General features: G+C 29.6%; 21 protein-coding genes. 3 read left to right on the forward strand and 18 right to left on the reverse strand.

The genetic code is table 11. The features are described 5' to 3' along the window. Positions 1–7: 7 nt before the first annotated feature. The 9 genes from IC219_RS15435 to IC219_RS15475 all read right to left on the reverse strand — a co-directional run bounded on the left by IC219_RS15435 (position 8) and on the right by IC219_RS15475 (position 7,998). On the reverse strand, positions 8–2,089 hold the full coding sequence (locus IC219_RS15435) for a BglG family transcription antiterminator (protein ID WP_227483306.1): 2,082 nt from the start codon (positions 2,087–2,089) through the stop codon (positions 8–10). A gap of 494 nt (positions 2,090–2,583) precedes the next feature. After that, positions 2,584–3,105: a cysteine hydrolase family protein gene (locus IC219_RS15440; protein ID WP_227831477.1), complete on the reverse strand. Its 522-nt coding sequence runs from the start codon at positions 3,103–3,105 to the stop codon at positions 2,584–2,586. Between the two features lie 309 nt (positions 3,106–3,414). Further along, positions 3,415–3,594, reverse strand: a complete 180-nt coding sequence (locus tag IC219_RS22070; protein ID WP_227831495.1) for a MerR family transcriptional regulator — start codon at positions 3,592–3,594, stop codon at positions 3,415–3,417. Further along, entirely contained in the window at positions 3,591–3,719 is a 129-nt protein-coding gene (locus tag IC219_RS15450; RefSeq protein WP_227831478.1) for a winged helix-turn-helix transcriptional regulator, read from the reverse strand. Before IC219_RS15450 ends, IC219_RS22070 begins: the two co-directional genes overlap by 4 nt. Before the next feature lie 196 nt (positions 3,720–3,915). Further along, the gene (locus IC219_RS15455) at positions 3,916–4,770 is read right to left on the reverse strand and encodes an acetyl-CoA hydrolase (protein ID WP_227483308.1); all 855 of its coding nucleotides are present in this window, start codon (positions 4,768–4,770) and stop codon (positions 3,916–3,918) included. Between the two features lie 31 nt (positions 4,771–4,801). Further along, positions 4,802–5,314 carry a DUF1097 domain-containing protein gene (locus IC219_RS15460; RefSeq protein ID WP_227436486.1) on the reverse strand — a complete coding sequence of 171 codons (513 nt, stop codon included), beginning with the start codon at positions 5,312–5,314 and terminating at the stop codon, positions 4,802–4,804. Continuing rightward, positions 5,307–5,576, reverse strand: a complete 270-nt coding sequence (locus IC219_RS15465) for a hypothetical protein (RefSeq protein ID WP_227436488.1) — start codon at positions 5,574–5,576, stop codon at positions 5,307–5,309. The genes IC219_RS15460 and IC219_RS15465 overlap by 8 nt, the downstream gene beginning before the upstream one ends. 50 nt (positions 5,577–5,626) lie before the next feature. Next, complete coding sequence (locus IC219_RS15470) at positions 5,627–6,583, reverse strand: flavodoxin family protein (protein ID WP_227436490.1); 957 nt, start codon at positions 6,581–6,583, stop codon at positions 5,627–5,629. A gap of 26 nt (positions 6,584–6,609) precedes the next feature. Then, on the reverse strand, positions 6,610–7,998 hold the full coding sequence (locus IC219_RS15475; RefSeq protein ID WP_227831479.1) for a hypothetical protein: 1,389 nt from the start codon (positions 7,996–7,998) through the stop codon (positions 6,610–6,612). Between the two features lie 342 nt (positions 7,999–8,340). On the opposite strand from IC219_RS15475, the gene IC219_RS15480 reads away from it, so the two are divergent. The 3 genes from IC219_RS15480 (at position 8,341) to IC219_RS21795 (ending at position 9,683) form a co-directional block, all read left to right on the forward strand. Beyond that, positions 8,341–9,222, forward strand: coding sequence for a LysR family transcriptional regulator (locus IC219_RS15480; RefSeq protein WP_227436494.1), 882 nt, complete (start codon positions 8,341–8,343; stop codon positions 9,220–9,222). Positions 9,223–9,330: 108 nt separating this feature from the next. Beyond that, positions 9,331–9,564, forward strand: coding sequence for a transposase (locus IC219_RS15485; protein ID WP_255606218.1), 234 nt, complete (start codon positions 9,331–9,333; stop codon positions 9,562–9,564). After that, complete coding sequence (locus tag IC219_RS21795; protein WP_413926954.1) at positions 9,561–9,683, forward strand: hypothetical protein; 123 nt, start codon at positions 9,561–9,563, stop codon at positions 9,681–9,683. The genes IC219_RS15485 and IC219_RS21795 overlap by 4 nt, the downstream gene beginning before the upstream one ends. 308 nt (positions 9,684–9,991) lie before the next feature. On the opposite strand, the gene IC219_RS15490 is transcribed toward IC219_RS21795, so the two are convergent. The 9 genes from IC219_RS15490 to IC219_RS15530 all read right to left on the reverse strand — a co-directional run bounded on the left by IC219_RS15490 (position 9,992) and on the right by IC219_RS15530 (position 18,168). Next, positions 9,992–11,299 (reverse strand): M20 family metallopeptidase, encoded by a 1,308-nt coding sequence (locus tag IC219_RS15490; RefSeq protein WP_227831480.1) that lies wholly within the window; start codon positions 11,297–11,299, stop codon positions 9,992–9,994. A gap of 63 nt (positions 11,300–11,362) precedes the next feature. Next, entirely contained in the window at positions 11,363–11,842 is a 480-nt protein-coding gene (locus IC219_RS15495; protein WP_227831481.1) for an L-2-amino-thiazoline-4-carboxylic acid hydrolase, read from the reverse strand. A gap of 46 nt (positions 11,843–11,888) precedes the next feature. After that, positions 11,889–12,752: a PTS system mannose/fructose/sorbose family transporter subunit IID gene (locus IC219_RS15500; protein WP_227436499.1), complete on the reverse strand. Its 864-nt coding sequence runs from the start codon at positions 12,750–12,752 to the stop codon at positions 11,889–11,891. Continuing rightward, positions 12,752–13,507, reverse strand: a complete 756-nt coding sequence (locus IC219_RS15505; RefSeq protein WP_003425166.1) for a PTS mannose/fructose/sorbose/N-acetylgalactosamine transporter subunit IIC — start codon at positions 13,505–13,507, stop codon at positions 12,752–12,754. The genes IC219_RS15500 and IC219_RS15505 overlap by 1 nt, the downstream gene beginning before the upstream one ends. Before the next feature lie 27 nt (positions 13,508–13,534). Further along, on the reverse strand, positions 13,535–14,023 hold the full coding sequence (locus IC219_RS15510; protein ID WP_227825074.1) for a PTS system mannose/fructose/N-acetylgalactosamine-transporter subunit IIB: 489 nt from the start codon (positions 14,021–14,023) through the stop codon (positions 13,535–13,537). Between the two features lie 17 nt (positions 14,024–14,040). Further along, positions 14,041–14,442: a PTS sugar transporter subunit IIA gene (locus IC219_RS15515; RefSeq protein ID WP_227436503.1), complete on the reverse strand. Its 402-nt coding sequence runs from the start codon at positions 14,440–14,442 to the stop codon at positions 14,041–14,043. A gap of 2 nt (positions 14,443–14,444) precedes the next feature. Further along, entirely contained in the window at positions 14,445–14,942 is a 498-nt protein-coding gene (locus IC219_RS15520; protein ID WP_227831482.1) for a PTS sugar transporter subunit IIB, read from the reverse strand. Between the two features lie 23 nt (positions 14,943–14,965). Then, positions 14,966–15,370, reverse strand: coding sequence for a PTS sugar transporter subunit IIA (locus IC219_RS15525; protein ID WP_227436507.1), 405 nt, complete (start codon positions 15,368–15,370; stop codon positions 14,966–14,968). 230 nt (positions 15,371–15,600) lie between these two features. Next, positions 15,601–18,168, reverse strand: coding sequence for a sigma 54-interacting transcriptional regulator (locus IC219_RS15530; protein ID WP_227831483.1), 2,568 nt, complete (start codon positions 18,166–18,168; stop codon positions 15,601–15,603). Positions 18,169–18,201: the final 33 nt, after the last annotated feature.

Raw genomic sequence — 18,201 nt, forward strand, 5'->3', positions numbered from 1 at the left:
CCCCCTTTTATAATTCATGTGTTTTTATAAAATCAATAATTTCATTAGCTTCCTTAGCATTATCCAAAACTCTAAAGAATTCTTCTTCTTCCAATAGTTCAACTAACTCTGACATAGCACGTAAATGACTATTATTATCTATTGCACTTAAGCAAAATACATATTTTACAGGGTCATTATTATCATTTCCAAATTCAACAGGATTTTCTAAAGTAGCAATCCCTATTGCAATTTCTTTTGCCCCTGCTTCTGGTCTAGCATGTGGAAGTGCCACATGTTTTGTAATTACTATGTATGGTCCAGACGCTTTTGCTGAATTAACCATAGCATCTACATAGGCTTCAGTTACTTTATTATTTTCAACTAAGACAGAAGCTGACTGTCTAATAGCTTCCTCCCAATCTTTAGCTTTTATCCTTAGTTTTATTAGCGTTTCATTAGTAATGTCACTTAGCATAGGTCCTTCTCCTTCCTTAGACGTAAAATTTTCTATCTGTGTAAAATAGGCTAATAACTCACTTGAAAGCATACTTTCAGAAGTTACTTTCGCATATTTTTTTATTATATCCATAACCTCATCGATTTTAGGTTGCCTTAAAAAAATATCACCCAATTGAATGTACACTTCACGTGTAACCTTATATTTTTCTTTTGGGGTCATAACAGGACTAACTTTAATCACTGGCACATCTGTTTTTAAACCCTCCGCCTTATAATTAGTTGTAAACACAATGTCTACAGATTCACTAATATTTCCCAGTTCAGAGGATTCTAGTATTGGTAGAAAATGCAAATCAGGGAACAAGCTTGTAAGTTCTGCATGTAAAATAGCTGAACTGCCAACACCATTTGAACAAACTATCAATGCTCTCCTTTTTCTAGGTCCATCAAACTCTTTTTTATCTGAGAAAAGGGTTGCAAAATGCATAGTTAAATATGCCAATTCCTCTTCTTGAATGTCTTCTCCAAATAGCCCACAAAACTCTTTCATTGCATTACTCACAATTCTATAAACTAATCTATATTCTTCTTTTACCTTTTCACAAATTGGATTATAAATAGGTAATTTAAATAAAAGTCTGTAATAGGCTGGTCTAAAATGAGAATATAGTCTCTTAAATATTTTTTCTTGACTTATATAATAAACTCCACTTAAATATCCAAACTTTGTCATCATTTTATTTACAATTTTTGAAATAACAGCTCTATCTTCTGTATCTTCTTCATCATTTCCTACTGATATACCTAAAATCCAAGCACTAATATACATTATATTATGAGATTTTATCTTCTCTTTACTCTCATATACTTCTAATAACTCCCTAGCAAATTTGTATTCCTTCATCGAACTCATGACTGCAATATTAGGAATATCTATATTTTCTTGAATAACTATTCTATTTGAATACATTCTTGCTTTTAGAAAGATAAAGATATATATAAACTCTATTAATCTATCTTCAACAAAAGTAATTTCATATTTTTTTACAAGCTTTAATATAATTTTTTTAGCTTCTTCAAAACTATCTAACTTATACTCTTCAATAAAAATATCAAATACTCTTGAACTTTTCTCATTAGATAGAGTTTCTATAATGTTTTTAATAAGTACTCTTCTAATTTCCATCTCATTCCCGACTAGGTAATATCCGTTTATACGATTGTTCTTAACTTTAATGTTCTTTTTTTCAAGTTCTGGTATCAAATCTTTAAAATCAAGATTTACAGTAGACCTACTTACTTTTATAGAATCTATAAAATGATTAATTGAAATATCCTCCAGATTAATAAAAAGCATTAAATACATATATAAAAGTCTTTCTGTTTTGCTAAAATAGTAAGTATTCTTAGAATAGTTTTTTTCGAGGATTTCTCTAATTGCATCTTTTGTATCTTTTTTAACAATAATATCTTTATCAGCTCTTAAATATATAAGTGGTACTTTTTTTACTTTAAGTATGTCATTGATTTTATTTATTCTATAAGTAATTTGCCTCTTTGATGCATTAGATTCTTCTTGTAGTTCGTCAGCTGTAATCAATGTGCTATTTAATAAAACCTGAAGAATTGATACAATTTCTTTATCCACTTCTATTAATCCCTACTTTCTTGTTAAGATTAGTCTTTATATTATCACTAGATTTTCATCACCTCCACAATATTTATTTTATTTGATAATTTTAGCCTTTTCAATTTCATTTAAGTCTAACTTTTGTTTTAGATTAAGACAAAAATTAAACTTATCTAAAATACAAACTATAATACATGTATAGATTCTATAGATAAAAAAAGAGTTTCTTAAATAAAGAAACACAAGAAAAATTGATTTAAATAATAAAAATTATATTGATTATGAATAAATTACTACAACTAAAAAGCACATTAATTCAAAATAAAATTGATGTGCCTTATATATAACTCTAATATATTAAGTCTGATTTTTAATTTGGAATTTAACATCCCTTGTTGGAATTTAAATTTGAAATCAACTTATGTAAATATAAATGTCACAGTCTATGTTCCTTATGATTTTAATATTTTAGACTAAATAAGTTAAGTTTTTTCTTATGTAATAATCTATATTTATTTCATCCTTCTAAGTGTTTCGTCCACTGAAATACATTCTGCATATCTTTCATTCCAGATAAATTCATTGTAGTATTTATATGATTGTTCTGCTGACATAAATGAATTATCAACAGTTGTATTTGCATAAGCTGGGACTATTATGTTAAATCCATGTTCAAATCCACATTTTATAGTAGCATCAATACAGTAATCTGTTTGAAGTCCAGCAATAATTATATTTTTTTCACTAGTACTTTTTAAGTATTCTAGTAAGCCTGTTCCCTTAAAAGCACTATTTACTCCTTTATCAAAGATTTTTTCTTCATCACATGGTTTAAATTTTTCATATATTTCAAATCCGTTTTTACCTTTAGTCAACTCATTTTCAACTCCATCGTCATGACGTACATAGATTACTTCTATATTATTTTTTCTTGCTGTATCAATTAAGCTTTCTATATTTACTACAAATTCATGAAATTTATATAATTTTTCATTTGTTATTAGTTTTTGTGTATCAACAATTAATAAAACCATACCTATTCCTCCTTGAATATTCCTCTAATAATTTCTTTATATTTTACTATAAAAATAAATATTAGCCTATAAATTTTTATTGTGAAAAACCTATTAAAACTAGGCTCCAGCTTAAGAGAATATCTACAAGTAATTTTTACTTAAATTCAATTAATAAATAAGAGATAATCATATCACTCACTTAGCATATGATTATCCCTTACATTCTTAAAGAGTTTGTTCTTTCTCTTATAGCAAAAGTTCTAAGTTGTTTATACTCTTACTTTTTCTTATTTCTTGAATCTTTTTAATTTCTATCTCCATTTCTCTCTAAAAATTTATTGTTGTAATATCATATATATCAAACTGATTATATTTTCTATATCTGTTTTCATCATTTTTCTTGGGATTTACTAAGCCTTTGTTCTCATAAAATTTTAGTGTGTCTCTAGATATTCCTAAAAATTTAGATACTGTCCAATTGTATACATTGTATCCTCCTACTGTTATATGAGTTCTTCATGTTCATTAAATTTCTTCCTATTAACAATTCCAACACTTTCTAAAACTTGAAGTATCACAATCATCATACCATTTGTAATCTTTGGAATTACTCTTTTTACTTCATAACTCAAGTATAAACTTATTAATATGATACATTGTAAATATTATATTATCTACATGTATCTAACAATGATTCTTTACCTTTAAGATACACTCTCACATATTTAACTTTTACTTCAAAAGTTTTTCTAGACACAAAAATGTTCCCTTCATGATAACAGTTTTATTATTTTAACTATTTGTCATCATAAAAGGAACTTCTTGATTTTATCTCATTGGAATATATCCACGATACTGTGAATATGCGTCCATAGTTGCTATATCGCCTAAGAATACTGAGGCAATATTAAATTGTGGTTTTAAATATGGGAACTCTTCTTCTTGTGCCCATTCTGGCTTTTTGATAAATGATTTTGTCCCCTCAACCACAGCTTTATACCATTCTTCTTCTCCTTCAAACCATAGTTCTACTACACGATCAAAGGCAGTTGCTCCATAGTTAATCATGATTTTACTACTTACAAAACGATTAACATAACAGCAGTTTGTAAAGTATGGAACTACCTCATCATAGAACCATCCTTCTCCTTCTTCTTTAGAAATTCCATCTGGGTACTTAATCATAAATTGCCAACGATAGTTTGGTCCATCTTGTACAGTACGTCCTTTTCCTCTAAAATCTTCTTCCCAGTTTATTGGAACAAAAGCAAATATAAATGGTGGACATCCATTATCCCCACCTACTGCACGTCCTGCATCTCCACTTTCTGCATTCTCATGAACTTTTTTATTCTCCACATCTGGTATACACCCTTGCCAACGGAGAACATCCATAGGCATGTATTCTGTCATAATTCTATTTGCCATTTCAGGCATATGTTCATCTACAATCCAATAATGCTCTGTTAATTGCATCTTACGTACACCAAAACGTTCGCCTTCATCTGGTGTAGGATATGCTTGATAAAAAGCATATTTAGTACAATATGGTCCAAAATTACTAATACTATCTGGAATATGGTAGCGATATAACCAGTCCATTAATTTAGGTCTATACTCTTCCTTAGCAAGTCCTACATATATTAAACTTCTCATTATTTTAAATTCAAATCCCATAAACATTCTCCTATAATCAAATTATATTCATATGCTTTCAATTTCCCGTTTTTTTATCTTTCTCCAAAATACATACAGTAAATAAATCTACGCCTGCTCCTACATACCATACTCCTACTGCCATAGCCACAGCAACTTGAATACAAAGACTTTGTAAGTTAATAATACTTTCACCTGTCATAATAGTTAGACCTATGGCCCAACCACAAAGCCATGATGGTAAGAAAATTACTTTTTCAAATAAGGATGCAATTATAACTGCAAAAAAACCTAATATACCAAGTGTTAAAAATAATTCTAGATTTGGGTTGAGATTTATGTATTCCATAATTATAATAGCCAACACTGCCCATAAATCTCCACACCAAAAACCAAACATTATTTTTAATCCATCTTTTCGTTTATTACCATTTGTTACATATAATCCTGCACAAATTAATGCTACTGCTCCAGTTTTTATTCCTATATAAGGTGCTAACACTGCCCATAAAGGAGGTAGTAAAGCAATCCCTATGGATAGTGTTAATATTTCTTTTTTCTTTCTATCCATTTCCTATATTATAATTAGTAGTTTCTATAGCTTGATTCATTCCCACTAACCTTATTGTTATTGGATTTGCAATCATAGATACTACAAAACAAATTAAGTGTAGTGGTATAAACATAGCAATGAACACTGGAGCTAATCTAACATTGTAATATGCAGGTACTAAAGCAATAATTGCTTCTATAGTCGATATGATAAGTGCTATTTGGATATTATTTACTATATTAATAATTCCAATTTGTTTAAAGTGTGGCTTTTCATTCATATAATAAATCTCCTATAACACTAATTAAAATATGAATCTTCATATTTTAATTATTCTCCTAATGAAAGTTCCGCATGCTTTTCTTTGGTTAATGGTTCTATAAAATTGTAAGCGGCTTTTCTTTCTTTAAATTCTGGTGTTTTACGAACTTCTGCATAATGACCTTCCATTTTCTTAATATCATCACCATGTATAAACTTACCTGCTAAAGTATCATGAGCATGACCTAATTGCTCTTCTGGGAAACTAAATACAGTTTTTCCACTTGCAGTATCTAATTCTCCAACTATACCACATAGAGCACATATTGATTTTTTAGTACCTGGCTCAAGGTAGAATAATCTATTATTACAATGTGGACAGACTCCTTCTTCTCCTTTGTATAAAGCTTTTTCAAAATCTTCTGCTGCTTCAACTATGTTTAAACCTATTTGATGAACTTGAGCAAGTTTTGAGCCATCCATTACTAATTCCTTTGCCCATGGGAACCAAGCATTATCTATAACTTTCCACATTGGTATTAATGCTAACATAGCATGCTCACATTGAACTCTTGTACCCCAGTCTGACCCTCCTATTCCCATGAATGATATTACTTTATCATTAAGCATTCTTGGGTCTGGAGTTTTTCCTCCTGTAGCTTCTGCAACTTTTATTCCTATAATATTATTTCCTCTATCTGCTCTTGGTCCAAAACGGTCCATTATAGTATGGAATAGACCTGATGCTCCTTCCTCAAATATAGGGTCTGAAACTACTATCCCATCTGCATCTTTCATTTTGTCAAGTAACCATTCAAAATCATCCTTTAATACACACATACTACCTTTTCCAGATAATAAAGTCTTAACACATGCACAACATCCAGTACAATGTTTAATGTTAAGAGATGACATTTGAATAAATTCTACTTCAGCTCCTGCTTCTTGAGCACCTTTAAGTGCCACTTTACACATGGTGTCATTATTTCCATTTTTTGTTCCAAAAGAAATACCTAGTATTTTCATTTTTAACTCTCCCTCTTTAGTGTTTATTAATCTTCTTTCATTTTTAATATATAGAATCCATCATCTAGGGCATCTACAATGATGTAACCTCTATCGTCAACAATAAGATCTTCTGTTACTGCCAAGCGTGGTCCAGGGAATCCTGGGAAATAAGATTCTTCTGGCGTTTTATTTGGATTTGGTGGTATAAAATATGCTAACTCTTTGATGTAATATGGATCTGATACATCATAAACCCTTAATCCTGCATGGAAATAACAGCAATATACTCTATCTCCTCTTTGCTCTAGCCATGGTTTATTATCCATTGGCTCATGAAGGTTATGTGGACCAAATGGCCCTGGTTTTCCTAGCCCTGCAACATTAAAGTTAGGATATGGGAAATCCTTTGGTACTTCAGGATATGGGAATTGAGCAATTAATGTTGGTCTTGTTGGATTACTAACATCAACCATATGTATATTATTCATAGCTTGAACATCTGTAATACTCTCTGGCTTAAAAAACTGGAAACGTTCTCCCTCATTTTGCACAACAACTAAATCTCTTCCTGGTAATGGTAGTGCTGTATGAGTTCTTGCTCCTGCGAGTTTACTAGAAAATGCAGGCATAAATGGTAATTCACCTAAGCATCTTGGTCTTGTTAAATCTTCAACATCTAATACAACTAAACCAGCTCCTCCATAACCACAATATGCTTTTCCATCTCTTACAAATGGTGGTCCATGAAGCCATCCTTTATCCATAAATTCTGGGCAATGAGGTGCTCCTGCATCAAAAGTTCTATCTGGGTATCCATCTGCATATTGGTCTGGTCTCCACCACTTACCTATTTCCACTGGATTAGTTGGATCTATTATATCTATAACTCTATAAATCAGACCTTCAAATCCAACACAATCACTTGATAAATGTACATATCTTCCACCATTGTACATAAATCTATGAACACCCATTACATGCTTTAATCCACAATCCCAGTAACCTAAAAACTTAGGATTTAAAGGGTCTTCTTTTAAACTATATATTCTGATTCCTGCTTCACACTTAATACTTGCTAATTTAGCTTGATCTACAAGTGCTCCTGGTCCACTTCCACAACTCATAGCTACTATCATTAAATCATCTGCTATTTGAATTTTTGGAGTAGTTGTTGTAGGATACTCTTTTGGATTTAACATTTGAAAATGTTTTATAAATTGTGGATTATAAGGATCTGTCACATCACTAATCATTACTCCATTTTTTTTACTTCCCCCAAAACAACATCCATATAAATAGTATTTTTCATCTCTTTTGTACAGAGCCATCTGAAACATTCCACAAGTTCCATCTAAGTTATTAAAGGAACAAACTTCAAGATTTTTAACATATCCGTTATTTCCTTTTCCTTTTGCATAAAATTTATCTTCCATTTTTTCTCCCTTCTCATTTAAAATATTATTAATTGCTATACTTTCATTTTATGAGACAAACTTACTTAAATCCAATATCGTTTTCATGGGAATATATAAGTTATTCTTATTATTGAACTACTCCATATTAACTACCTTTCCAGCCTACTTATGTTGAGGAGGGAGTAGTTAATCTATCTTTGATAATTTTATAAAACCTAATATAGAAATATGTCTAAAACATATATTTTTATACAAATATTTTCCAATATTATTTAAAAGTAAATTTTCTTATACTATAATAAGTTTTAATTATATATGAATAAGGTCTACAAACAATAAAGTTTAAATAGGGGTGATTATTTGAATACTAAGCAATTGGAATATTTTATATCTGTAGCAGAAAATCTAAGTTTTACCAAAACAGCAGAAAAGTTTTATATTTCCCAAACTGCTGTTACACAACAAATAAAAGCTTTAGAAGAAAAAATAAATGTGACTCTATTTACAAGAAGTAAACGACATGTTGAGCTAACACCAGCTGGAAAAGTTTTTTTATCTGAGGCTCGTACTATAATAAAAAATATCAATGACGCTATTGAAAAGACACAACAATTTGCACATGGTTCTTTTGGAACTTTGAGTATCGGAATCTTAATAGGATATGAAAAAAACAAATTCCAACAATATTTAAAAGAATTTTCTAATACATACCCTAATATATCTATGGAAATTTGTACTAACGAGATAACTGAACTTTTAAACTTAGTAAAAAATAATTTTATGGATCTTGCCTTTGTTATTAATCCAGAGAATCAACCATTAAAAGATTTTGAATATAAAACTGTAGAAAGATATTCTTTGGTAGCTCTTTTACCCCATGGTCATCCACTTTGCAATGAGGATTCTATTGATTTAATTGAGCTACAACATGAGAAGTTTATTTTTGTAAAGGAAACAGGAGATGAGTATGGGCAAAAATCCATGATACAGAATAGATATCGTGAAGCGGGATTTGTACCTAATGTTGTACAACGTTCAAATGATTTTAATACTATTGAGTCACTAGTAGCCTCTAACATGGGTATATCCATTTTACCTTCATTTTGTGTTGTAGATACTATGATAAAACAGGATATTGCAATTGTACCTATAAATGAAGTACAAAATAGAATCGAGGTTGTAGTTGTATGGAATAAAAACAATACAAATCCAGCATTAGAAAAATTTATTTCTATAATATAAAATTAATTAATATTAACTTGGTCTTTAAAATAAAGTGTGTATTCTTCTAAAAAGTAATGATAATTAAAATATTAAATATCACTATATAAATGAAGGTGCACACTTTTTATGTTTAACAAAAACAAAATATTAAAAAAACTTATTGAAGAATATGATGTTAAAACAACTACAGATGTTCAAGACATGTTAAAGGATTTATTTGCAAGTACAATTCATCAAATGTTAGAAGCGGAGCTTGATGAGCATCTAGGTTATGATAGGTATGATAATAAGAATAAAAATACTAAAACTCTAGAAATGGATATAGAAATAAAAATGTTAAATCAGATTTTGGAGAAATAACTTTAAATATTCCAAGAGACCGAAATGGATATTTTGAACCAAAGGTAATTAGAAATTGGACTCAAATTTTAGCTCATTTAAGTATTTACTTTGAAGAAAGAATTTTAACTTTAAGTTAATAAAAAAATATTTCAAAAAATTCAAGAAATTTTCTTAAAGGGATAATAATTTTTGCAAAAATGGAAAAGATATCAAAATAAGCCTATGATTTTTAAAGCCATAGCCTTATCAATAAATATTTAATTATCACTTAAAAGATAAACTTTTATTTAAAGAATACACATAAATATTTCCAAACTCAAAAACCTTATTGTTTTAATAACACCACCAAGTTCAGCTGCTATTTTTATTCCTATTTTCCCAGTTCCAGGTATACCTACCTTTAATGTATTCTTAATTATATTTGCACATAAGTTCTATTTTCCTTTTACAATTCTAATAGTTTTATTAAAGCCAAGGTATATATCTCCATATTCTTTCGTATATGCTCTATTGGTACTCTTTCATCTGCTCCATGACCACCAGTTTTATACTCTAAGAACTTAGGTCCAAACGCCACCATATCTTTAAACCAACTTGCATATGTGCCACCACCCATAGCAATTGTATATCCATTTTCATCTGTTACTTTTTCATAGGCTTCTAATAACTTTTTAAGTACTAAACTACTCTCATCCACATAATGTAAGTCTTTATGATCAATAATCTTTATTTTCCAACCATTACAAAAAAACTTTTTGAATCTATCTATTATATTGTTTAAAACTATATTTTTACCATACCTTATATCTAGCTCACATATGATTTTTTCTTCATTCACTTTTAATATTCCTAAATTTAAAGTAGTGCTTTTGAACACCTCATCATATTGATTAATTCCCAATGCATCTCCATAATAGTCACTGCAAAGGTATTTTGAAACTAATTCTATATCTTCTCTATACTGAAAATCCATATTATCTTTAACTATCTTTATTATCATTTTAGATATAGCATTTTCTCCCTTTTCAGGATTACTTGCATGCACAGCTACTCCTTTAGTAGTTAATTCTGAAATAATTCCATTAATAATCTTTGCAGTACAATAAGACGGAACAACATTTTCTTTAGTTCCTCCATTTACTATTATGTAAGGTTTACTTTTATCAATTTTAATCTCTTTTTCTATCCTTATATGAACTCTTCCTTTTTCTCCATTAACCACTGGATACATAGCATCTGGAGTAAAGCCCATACTTGGAATTTCTTCACCTTTATCTAAGTAATATTTGATACACTTCATACCTGTTTCCTCATTTGTACCAAAAATTAATCTTATTCTTTTATTAATTGTAGGGTACATATCCTTTATGTTTTTCAATACATGTATAAGCATAGATACAGCCCCCTTATTATCTATGGCACCTCTTCCATAAATAACATTGTCAATTACTGCTCCCGAAAATGGATCTACACTCCAGCCATCTCCAGGAGGAACTACATCTAAATGCATTGGAATTCCTATTAATTCTTCTCCCTCTCCAATTTCTGCATATCCAATATAATTATCAATATTTTTAACGCTAAAACCCAAACTAGTGCAGTAATCTAAAGTTTTATCTAAAGATTTTTTAGGTCCGATACCAAAAGGACATTGTGAAATAGGTTCACCTTGTTGTGTATCAATTTTTATTAATTCTTTTAGGAATTCTACTGTTCTATTTAAACTATTATCTACACTTCTGCTTATATCCATAAATCAACCTACTTTCTGTTTTTTAAAGCCTGTTCTTAAAGAACAGGCTTTTAGCATTAAAAACTATTTTCTTGTGAATACTAATTCGCAAACTTCATCATCATGAGCACATTTTTGAGCAAACTCTAATCTAACACCTTGTGCACAATCAACTCTTCCATAATCACCGTAGCAAGCTAATCTACAAATTTCTTTTCTTTCTTCTTTAGTTAATCCATACTCTTTCCAAGCAGCATCTAATGGACAGTGATGGAATTTTAAAACTCCATTCTCATCTGTATTTTCTACTAATTCCATTTCAAACACTTTTTGTCCTTTACTGTTATATAACATTTCTGCCATTTTTCCTGGAGTATCTGCTACACTATATTTTTGACCTCTCATTTTGCCAAATCCATATATTGCTTCTTTACATATACCATCTGGATTAACTCCTAATTTTTCAGCTTCTTTCATAAGAAGATAGAACCATACTGCTCTTTCTCCTGTTGCTCCTCTAATTCCTTCTAAATATTCCTTCTCTGTATACATTTTTTCTGACATGTCTTTCTCCTCCTAAAATTAAATTCTATATTTTAATCATTGTAAATTAGAATATTCCAATTAATGATCCTACTAATGCTACTACAACTAAAATTACTAATAACTTAGTTATTGTCCACTTCTTGTATTTCATTCCCCAATATACGAAGAATACAACACCAAGTGGTAATAAACCTGGAGCAATCATATTTAATGTGTCTTGAACAACAATTGCTTTACCACCAATATCAAATGATAATGGAGTTGAAAGCTTAACTGTAGTTGCAGATAATGCTCCCATCATAAACATTCCTAGAATTGAAGCACCATCAATTATCTTATTGACAATACCACCTGATAGAATTTTCTTAATTGAATCTCTACCTAAAGAATATCCTAAATGGAATAAGTAATAACCTTCGCAAAATAGTAATATACTAAACATTATTGGGAAAAATGCACCTATAACACTTCCTTCTGCTCCAAATGAAGCACCTAAAGCCAAGAATATTGTTTGAAATGTACCAAAATCTAAAGTATCTCCAATTCCAGCCAAAGGTCCCATAAGCCCATTCTTAACACCTGAAATAACTTCTCCTGGGATTTTTCCTTCAGTAGCTTTCTCTTCTTCCATAGCTAAAACTGTACCATGAATTAACCCTCCCCATATAGCTTGAGTATTAAAAAATTGTAAATGCCTCTTTAACGCATCTATTAAATCTTCTTTTCTCTTATATAACTTTTCTAAAGCCGGAGTGAAACTTGCACAAACTGCTAATGCTTGCATTCTTTCAAAAGAGTTAGATAATTCTGCTGTCCACCACCATCTTAGATATGTTTTTGTTACATCTTTCTTCGTAAGTACTCTTGTCTTATTAACTTCAGTCGTACCTTGTTCATTTTTAACTTCTTTGTTTTTTATTTCTTGCATTATACTTCACCCACCCTTTTATCTTCTTTCATAAATGTAATTAAAAGAGCTATACAAACACCAAATATTGCAGCTGCAGTAATTGATATTTCAAAATATTGAACCATAAAAAATCCTATAATAAACATTGGTAAGAATTTATTTTTACCTATAGTAAATATTGTTGTTGCAAAACCTAATGCAGGTAATATACCACCCATTACTGTTAATCCATTCATTAACCATTGTGGTATAACATCTAATAATGATTGAACTAAATCTGCTCCAAAAAAGTTACATACAAAAACTATTGGAAATCTTAAAACAAACCCAAATATTAAAGAGTAAAGTGTTGCACATCTCCAGATACCTTTTGTATTACCTTCTTCGGCATACTTATCTGCCTTATGAACTAATACAGCATTACCAGTTCTTCTTAAGTTATTAACTAATACTCCTATAACACCTAAAGGTACCGCAATAGATACTGCAACTTCTGCATTAACACCAGTTTGAAGTGCTACTGGTATTGCAATAAGAGCAGCTAAACATTTATCTGATGGAATATTTCCTCCTGCTGCTACCATTCCTAGATAAACCATTTCTATACTTGCACCAACAATCATACCAGTTGTTACATCACCCCAAAGTAATCCAAGGCTAAAACCTATAAATAAAGGAGACTTTAGTGTTGAGAAAAGGGTATACCCTGCAAGACCTGCTGCAAACCAATACCATAATCCTGTTACAATTGCCAACATCAAAACAGATTCCATTTATAATTCCTCCTAATTTATAAATTTTTATTTAAATTTCTTTAACGCATTTTCATACGTCATAGATGATTCCTCTGGTATAACCTGTAGAACTATTTCAACCCCATTTTCATTAAGTTCATTTAGTTGTTCTACATCTTCATTTCCTAATGAAACAGCTGTAAATACCATCTTCTTTCCTGCTTCATTTGGAATACCTCCTAATTGAATCTTTTCATACTTAAGACCTGCCTTATACGCCTTATTTGCCATATCAACGTTCTTAAATAGAATAAATATATTTTTATCTCCTAAAGTATTGTTTTGGAATGCTTGCCCTGCATCTTCTACTGTTAAAATAGCCACTTCTACTCCTGATGGTGCTGCCATCCTATATACGTCAGCCATAAATTCATCTTGACCTAAGAAGTCATCAACTATTACTATTTTTTGAGCTTGAGCGATTTTCACCCATTTTGTTATAACTTGTCCATGAATTAATCTATGATCTACTCTTACTAATGTTATTTTTGCCATTATATCCACCTCATAATTTATATTTTTTTAAATTCTTTAATTAAATCCACACAAAGGCTATTATTTTTTCTGACGATTCTTTCTGGTAATGTATGTACTTTATCTTCTTTGCTTAATTCTTCATCTACGATTAAAATTGTCTGTAAGCTAAGTCCATTTATTGCATCTATCCCTCTTCTTATAGCAACAGCTATTGCAACATTTGATGTAGATCCCCCATACAGATCTGATATTATAATTTTCACATCCTCTTTATCTACTATTTCTTCAACCTCTTTCATGAATACAGAAACATCTTTTTCAGGGCTTAGTGATAAAACTTCGTATTGATTTGACAATCCAAAGTTTTTATTTGCTTCTTCTACTAATACTTTTCCCCAAGTTCCATGGCAGAGTATGATTGCCTTATATTTATTCATTGCTAAACAAACTCTCCTTTATAGCGATTAATAATGTGATTTAACTCTACTTCGTCCTCGTCAGGTACCATTTGAATTGATACATTAATATTTTTTTTAATAAATTCATCTATTAAAAGAAATTCTTTTTTATTAATGTATACACTTTGAGATATTTTCTTTTTTCCTATCCCTGTAGGTATTCTTCCAATAATAAGTTTTTTAATATCAATTCCTTCTTCTCTCATTCTATTTGCAGTATCTAAGTTTTTAATTAATACAAAAACGTTATCATCAGCTTGGTTATTATAAAAATACCTCCTTGATTCACTTACAGTTAATATTGATAAATCAATATTCTTTGGTGCTGCCATTTTTATCAAACCTTTAGCAATAACATCATTGGTTGTTTCATCATCTACTACTACTATTTTTTTAACACCTAGATGCTTAACCCATTTATATATCACTTGACCATGTATTAATCTATCATCACATCTGCAATATTTTACTAAAGACATTTTTAATCGAACTCCTTTTTCTATTACATTGAGCCAAGAACTTTATTAATATGGTTTATACCAGTTTTCCCCGCTTCAATACATGTCTCTGCTAACTCTTCTAAACTTTTTCCATCTCTATTAATTAAAGCTTCAAGTAGCATTGGAAGATTTACTCCAGTAAGTGCATGAAACTTTCCACCTTTTTTAAGGTTTAAACTTGCAACATTACTTGGTGAACCTCCTAATAGGTCAGCTAATACTAAAACTCCGTCACCTTCATCTAATTCATTTAACTTTTCTACAAAATTTCTATTTAAGTCTTCAATATTATCATTCCTATTTAGTTTAATTGCTGCTGTTCTTTCTGCTGGTCCTGCAATAAGTTCACAGCTTTTTATAACTTCTTCACTAAAATTCCCATGAGTCATAACTATTATCCCAATCACCAATCTCACCTCACTTTTCTTGTCACTTTTTATATAAGCAATTGTTGTGCCAACTTATGTGTATCAATAACAAATGGCTATTTTACAGGATTTAATCAAATCTTTTTACTTAATTTATAAAAAAAACTCACTTTTTCAATATGTATCAAAATCTTTTTCAAACCTGTATCAAATCTGTATCAAAAATAGGTAAAAAAAAGATAGCCTTTTGGCTATATTTAAATTTTGTATCAACTTTTGAATTTATCTGTATCATACTGTGATTCAAATATATCTAATATATTTGCATATTCCATATCTGAAATAATTATATCGAATGTCTCTTCTACAAGCTTAAAGCTTTCTTTTATAACTAAATATAATTCTTTACTTCTACTAATTCTTTCTTCATATAATTTATAAACTAAAGACTCTTTTATTATTACTCTTTCAATCATACATGAACAATGAAATATAAACTTTACTAAAAGCTCATCTTGAATTACTAAAGAATAATGTTCGCTAATTCTATTAATTACTTCTTTTAATATAAAATAAGCCTTTTCCCCATTTAAAAAAGTCAAAGTTTTACTAATATTATCAATTAGTAATCTATCAAAATATCTACCACCATTATCTTTTTCAGCATACATAATTTCCATATCTCCATAATGTTTCTTTATAGATTCTATAATATTAAAATATAATTTCTCTAATGTCATTTCCGGAGTTAAGGCCTTTCTAGTTGCTTCTATTACAATAGGTGTACTTACCATATCTATTGCTTTTACTTCTTTTCCAGTAGCATCATGAATAACTTTAGCAAATGTTAAAATAGATCCCATATCAGTTAGAATTAAAATTCCCTTTCCTTTGTCAATTTCATTGGCTATTTCTACAGCTTGGACTAAAATATCCTGAACTCTATCTTCTAATCCCATATTGATTGCCACCGCATGGTTACAATCCAGTAAAGTATTAGCTACATTCACCATGCTAGATGCCGTAGATTCACCATGCATTATAACTAATATTGCTATACTCTCCTCATTTAATCCCACATAAGATAAATAAAGAAACGTTGCTAAAAAAATTGCTTCATCTTCTGGAAACTCAACTCCATACATTAACGACATGCTAGATAATATTTCTTTTGCTATGTTATATTCATATGCTCTTTCCTTCATAATCTCATCTTTATTAGGATGCTTTACTATGTTCCCAATCTTTATTCTTTCAATTAAATTCTGAATATGTAGGGCTATAGCTTTTATTAATTTATCTAATCCTTCTCTTTTGCTCCATTTATCATGCTTTTGTAAAATATACTTCACAGTAGTTGCAATTGAATCATTAACAATATTGTTATAAGCTGTTTGATTACTACTATTATATATAAAAGTATTCATTAAATTATAGGAATACTTCTGTATATCTTCATCTATAACGCTTCTAATTTGTGACTCTTTAATCCCTTCCTGTTGAAGTTTATTCCAAGTTTCTTTTATCATTCCATAGAAATCTAAATCATATTTTTTATTTTCTATTAATAAATTTTCACTTTCAAAATTCTTTTCTTCTGGTAAAAAAATAATATCCTCTTTCCCAATAAAACTGAAGTTTTGTACAAACTCCTCTTTTCTATTATTTCCATATAATGATTCTCTAATATTGTTTGGTAGAAGAGAAAGTCTTACATATACACATTCTCTTTTATAGGTCATATAATCTAAAAAAGCTCTTGCACAAATTAATTGTATGTCGCTTTTTAATTGTCCTATATTTCCCTTACACTTATATAAAATAAATGCCTTAATAACTTCTTTTGAAACCTTTAACTTAACACCAATCCTAATACTTTCTTCTTTAAAAAAATAACATATAAGCTTCATTCTCTCTTGAAAGCCTCTTTCCTCTAAAGACGGAATCTTTATAGTTACAGGTATTCTTCTTAAAAACGTTTCCAACATTGCTATCTCTGGGTCTTCTGTAGTAGCTGCAATTATCATAACCCTACACTCATGTACCTTATTAGCCTCTCCTAATCTTCTATATATACCTTTATCCATAAGCAGAAATAACATTTCTTGTCCCTCTGCAGATAGTCGATGAACTTCATCTAAAAACAATATTCCATTATTAGCTTCATGTACAATACCATATTTATCTTTATCAGCTCCAGTAAATGCTCCTTTTACATATCCAAAAAGCTGTGCTAATAATAATTGCTGATTATCAGAATAATCAGCACAGTTAAATATGATAAATGGTGCATTATCACTATCTTCTTTTATAGTTAAACTATACTTATACATATATTCTGCAAATATAGATTTACCAACTCCTGTAGGTCCTATTATTAATGTACTCAACCCCTTAGGTGGATATATTACTGCTGCTTTAGCTTGCTCTATCTGGGACTTTAAACTTCCGTCACATCCTACTAAATTAAAAATATTGTTCTCTTTTTTTATACCCTCTACAATATACTCATCTTTGATAGAATCATTTTCACTATATTCGTTTATAGAGTTAATATTATCAAATATCCCTGTATTTAGTTTCTTTCCTAAAATACTCTCAATACGTTCTTTATATAAGTACTGAACAGGTTTTCCCTTTATCTTTATAATGATATTTTCCTTTATTAATTGATTTAATTCCTTACTAGCATTACTTCTATTTATACCTACTTCAGTAGCAATATGTTCTGCATCAAATCCAAATCTAATGCCATTATTAAGGTTCAAGTGTTCTTCTGTTAATCTTTTCAAGCAAATTAAAACTTTTTCTTTCCTTGATAGCTTCTTTTGTATCATAGTTAACCTCCCCTATAAGCAGTAATACTGTTA

The organism is Clostridioides sp. ES-W-0018-02 (assembly GCF_020658175.1).
GTDB lineage: Bacteria > Bacillota > Clostridia > Peptostreptococcales > Peptostreptococcaceae > Clostridioides.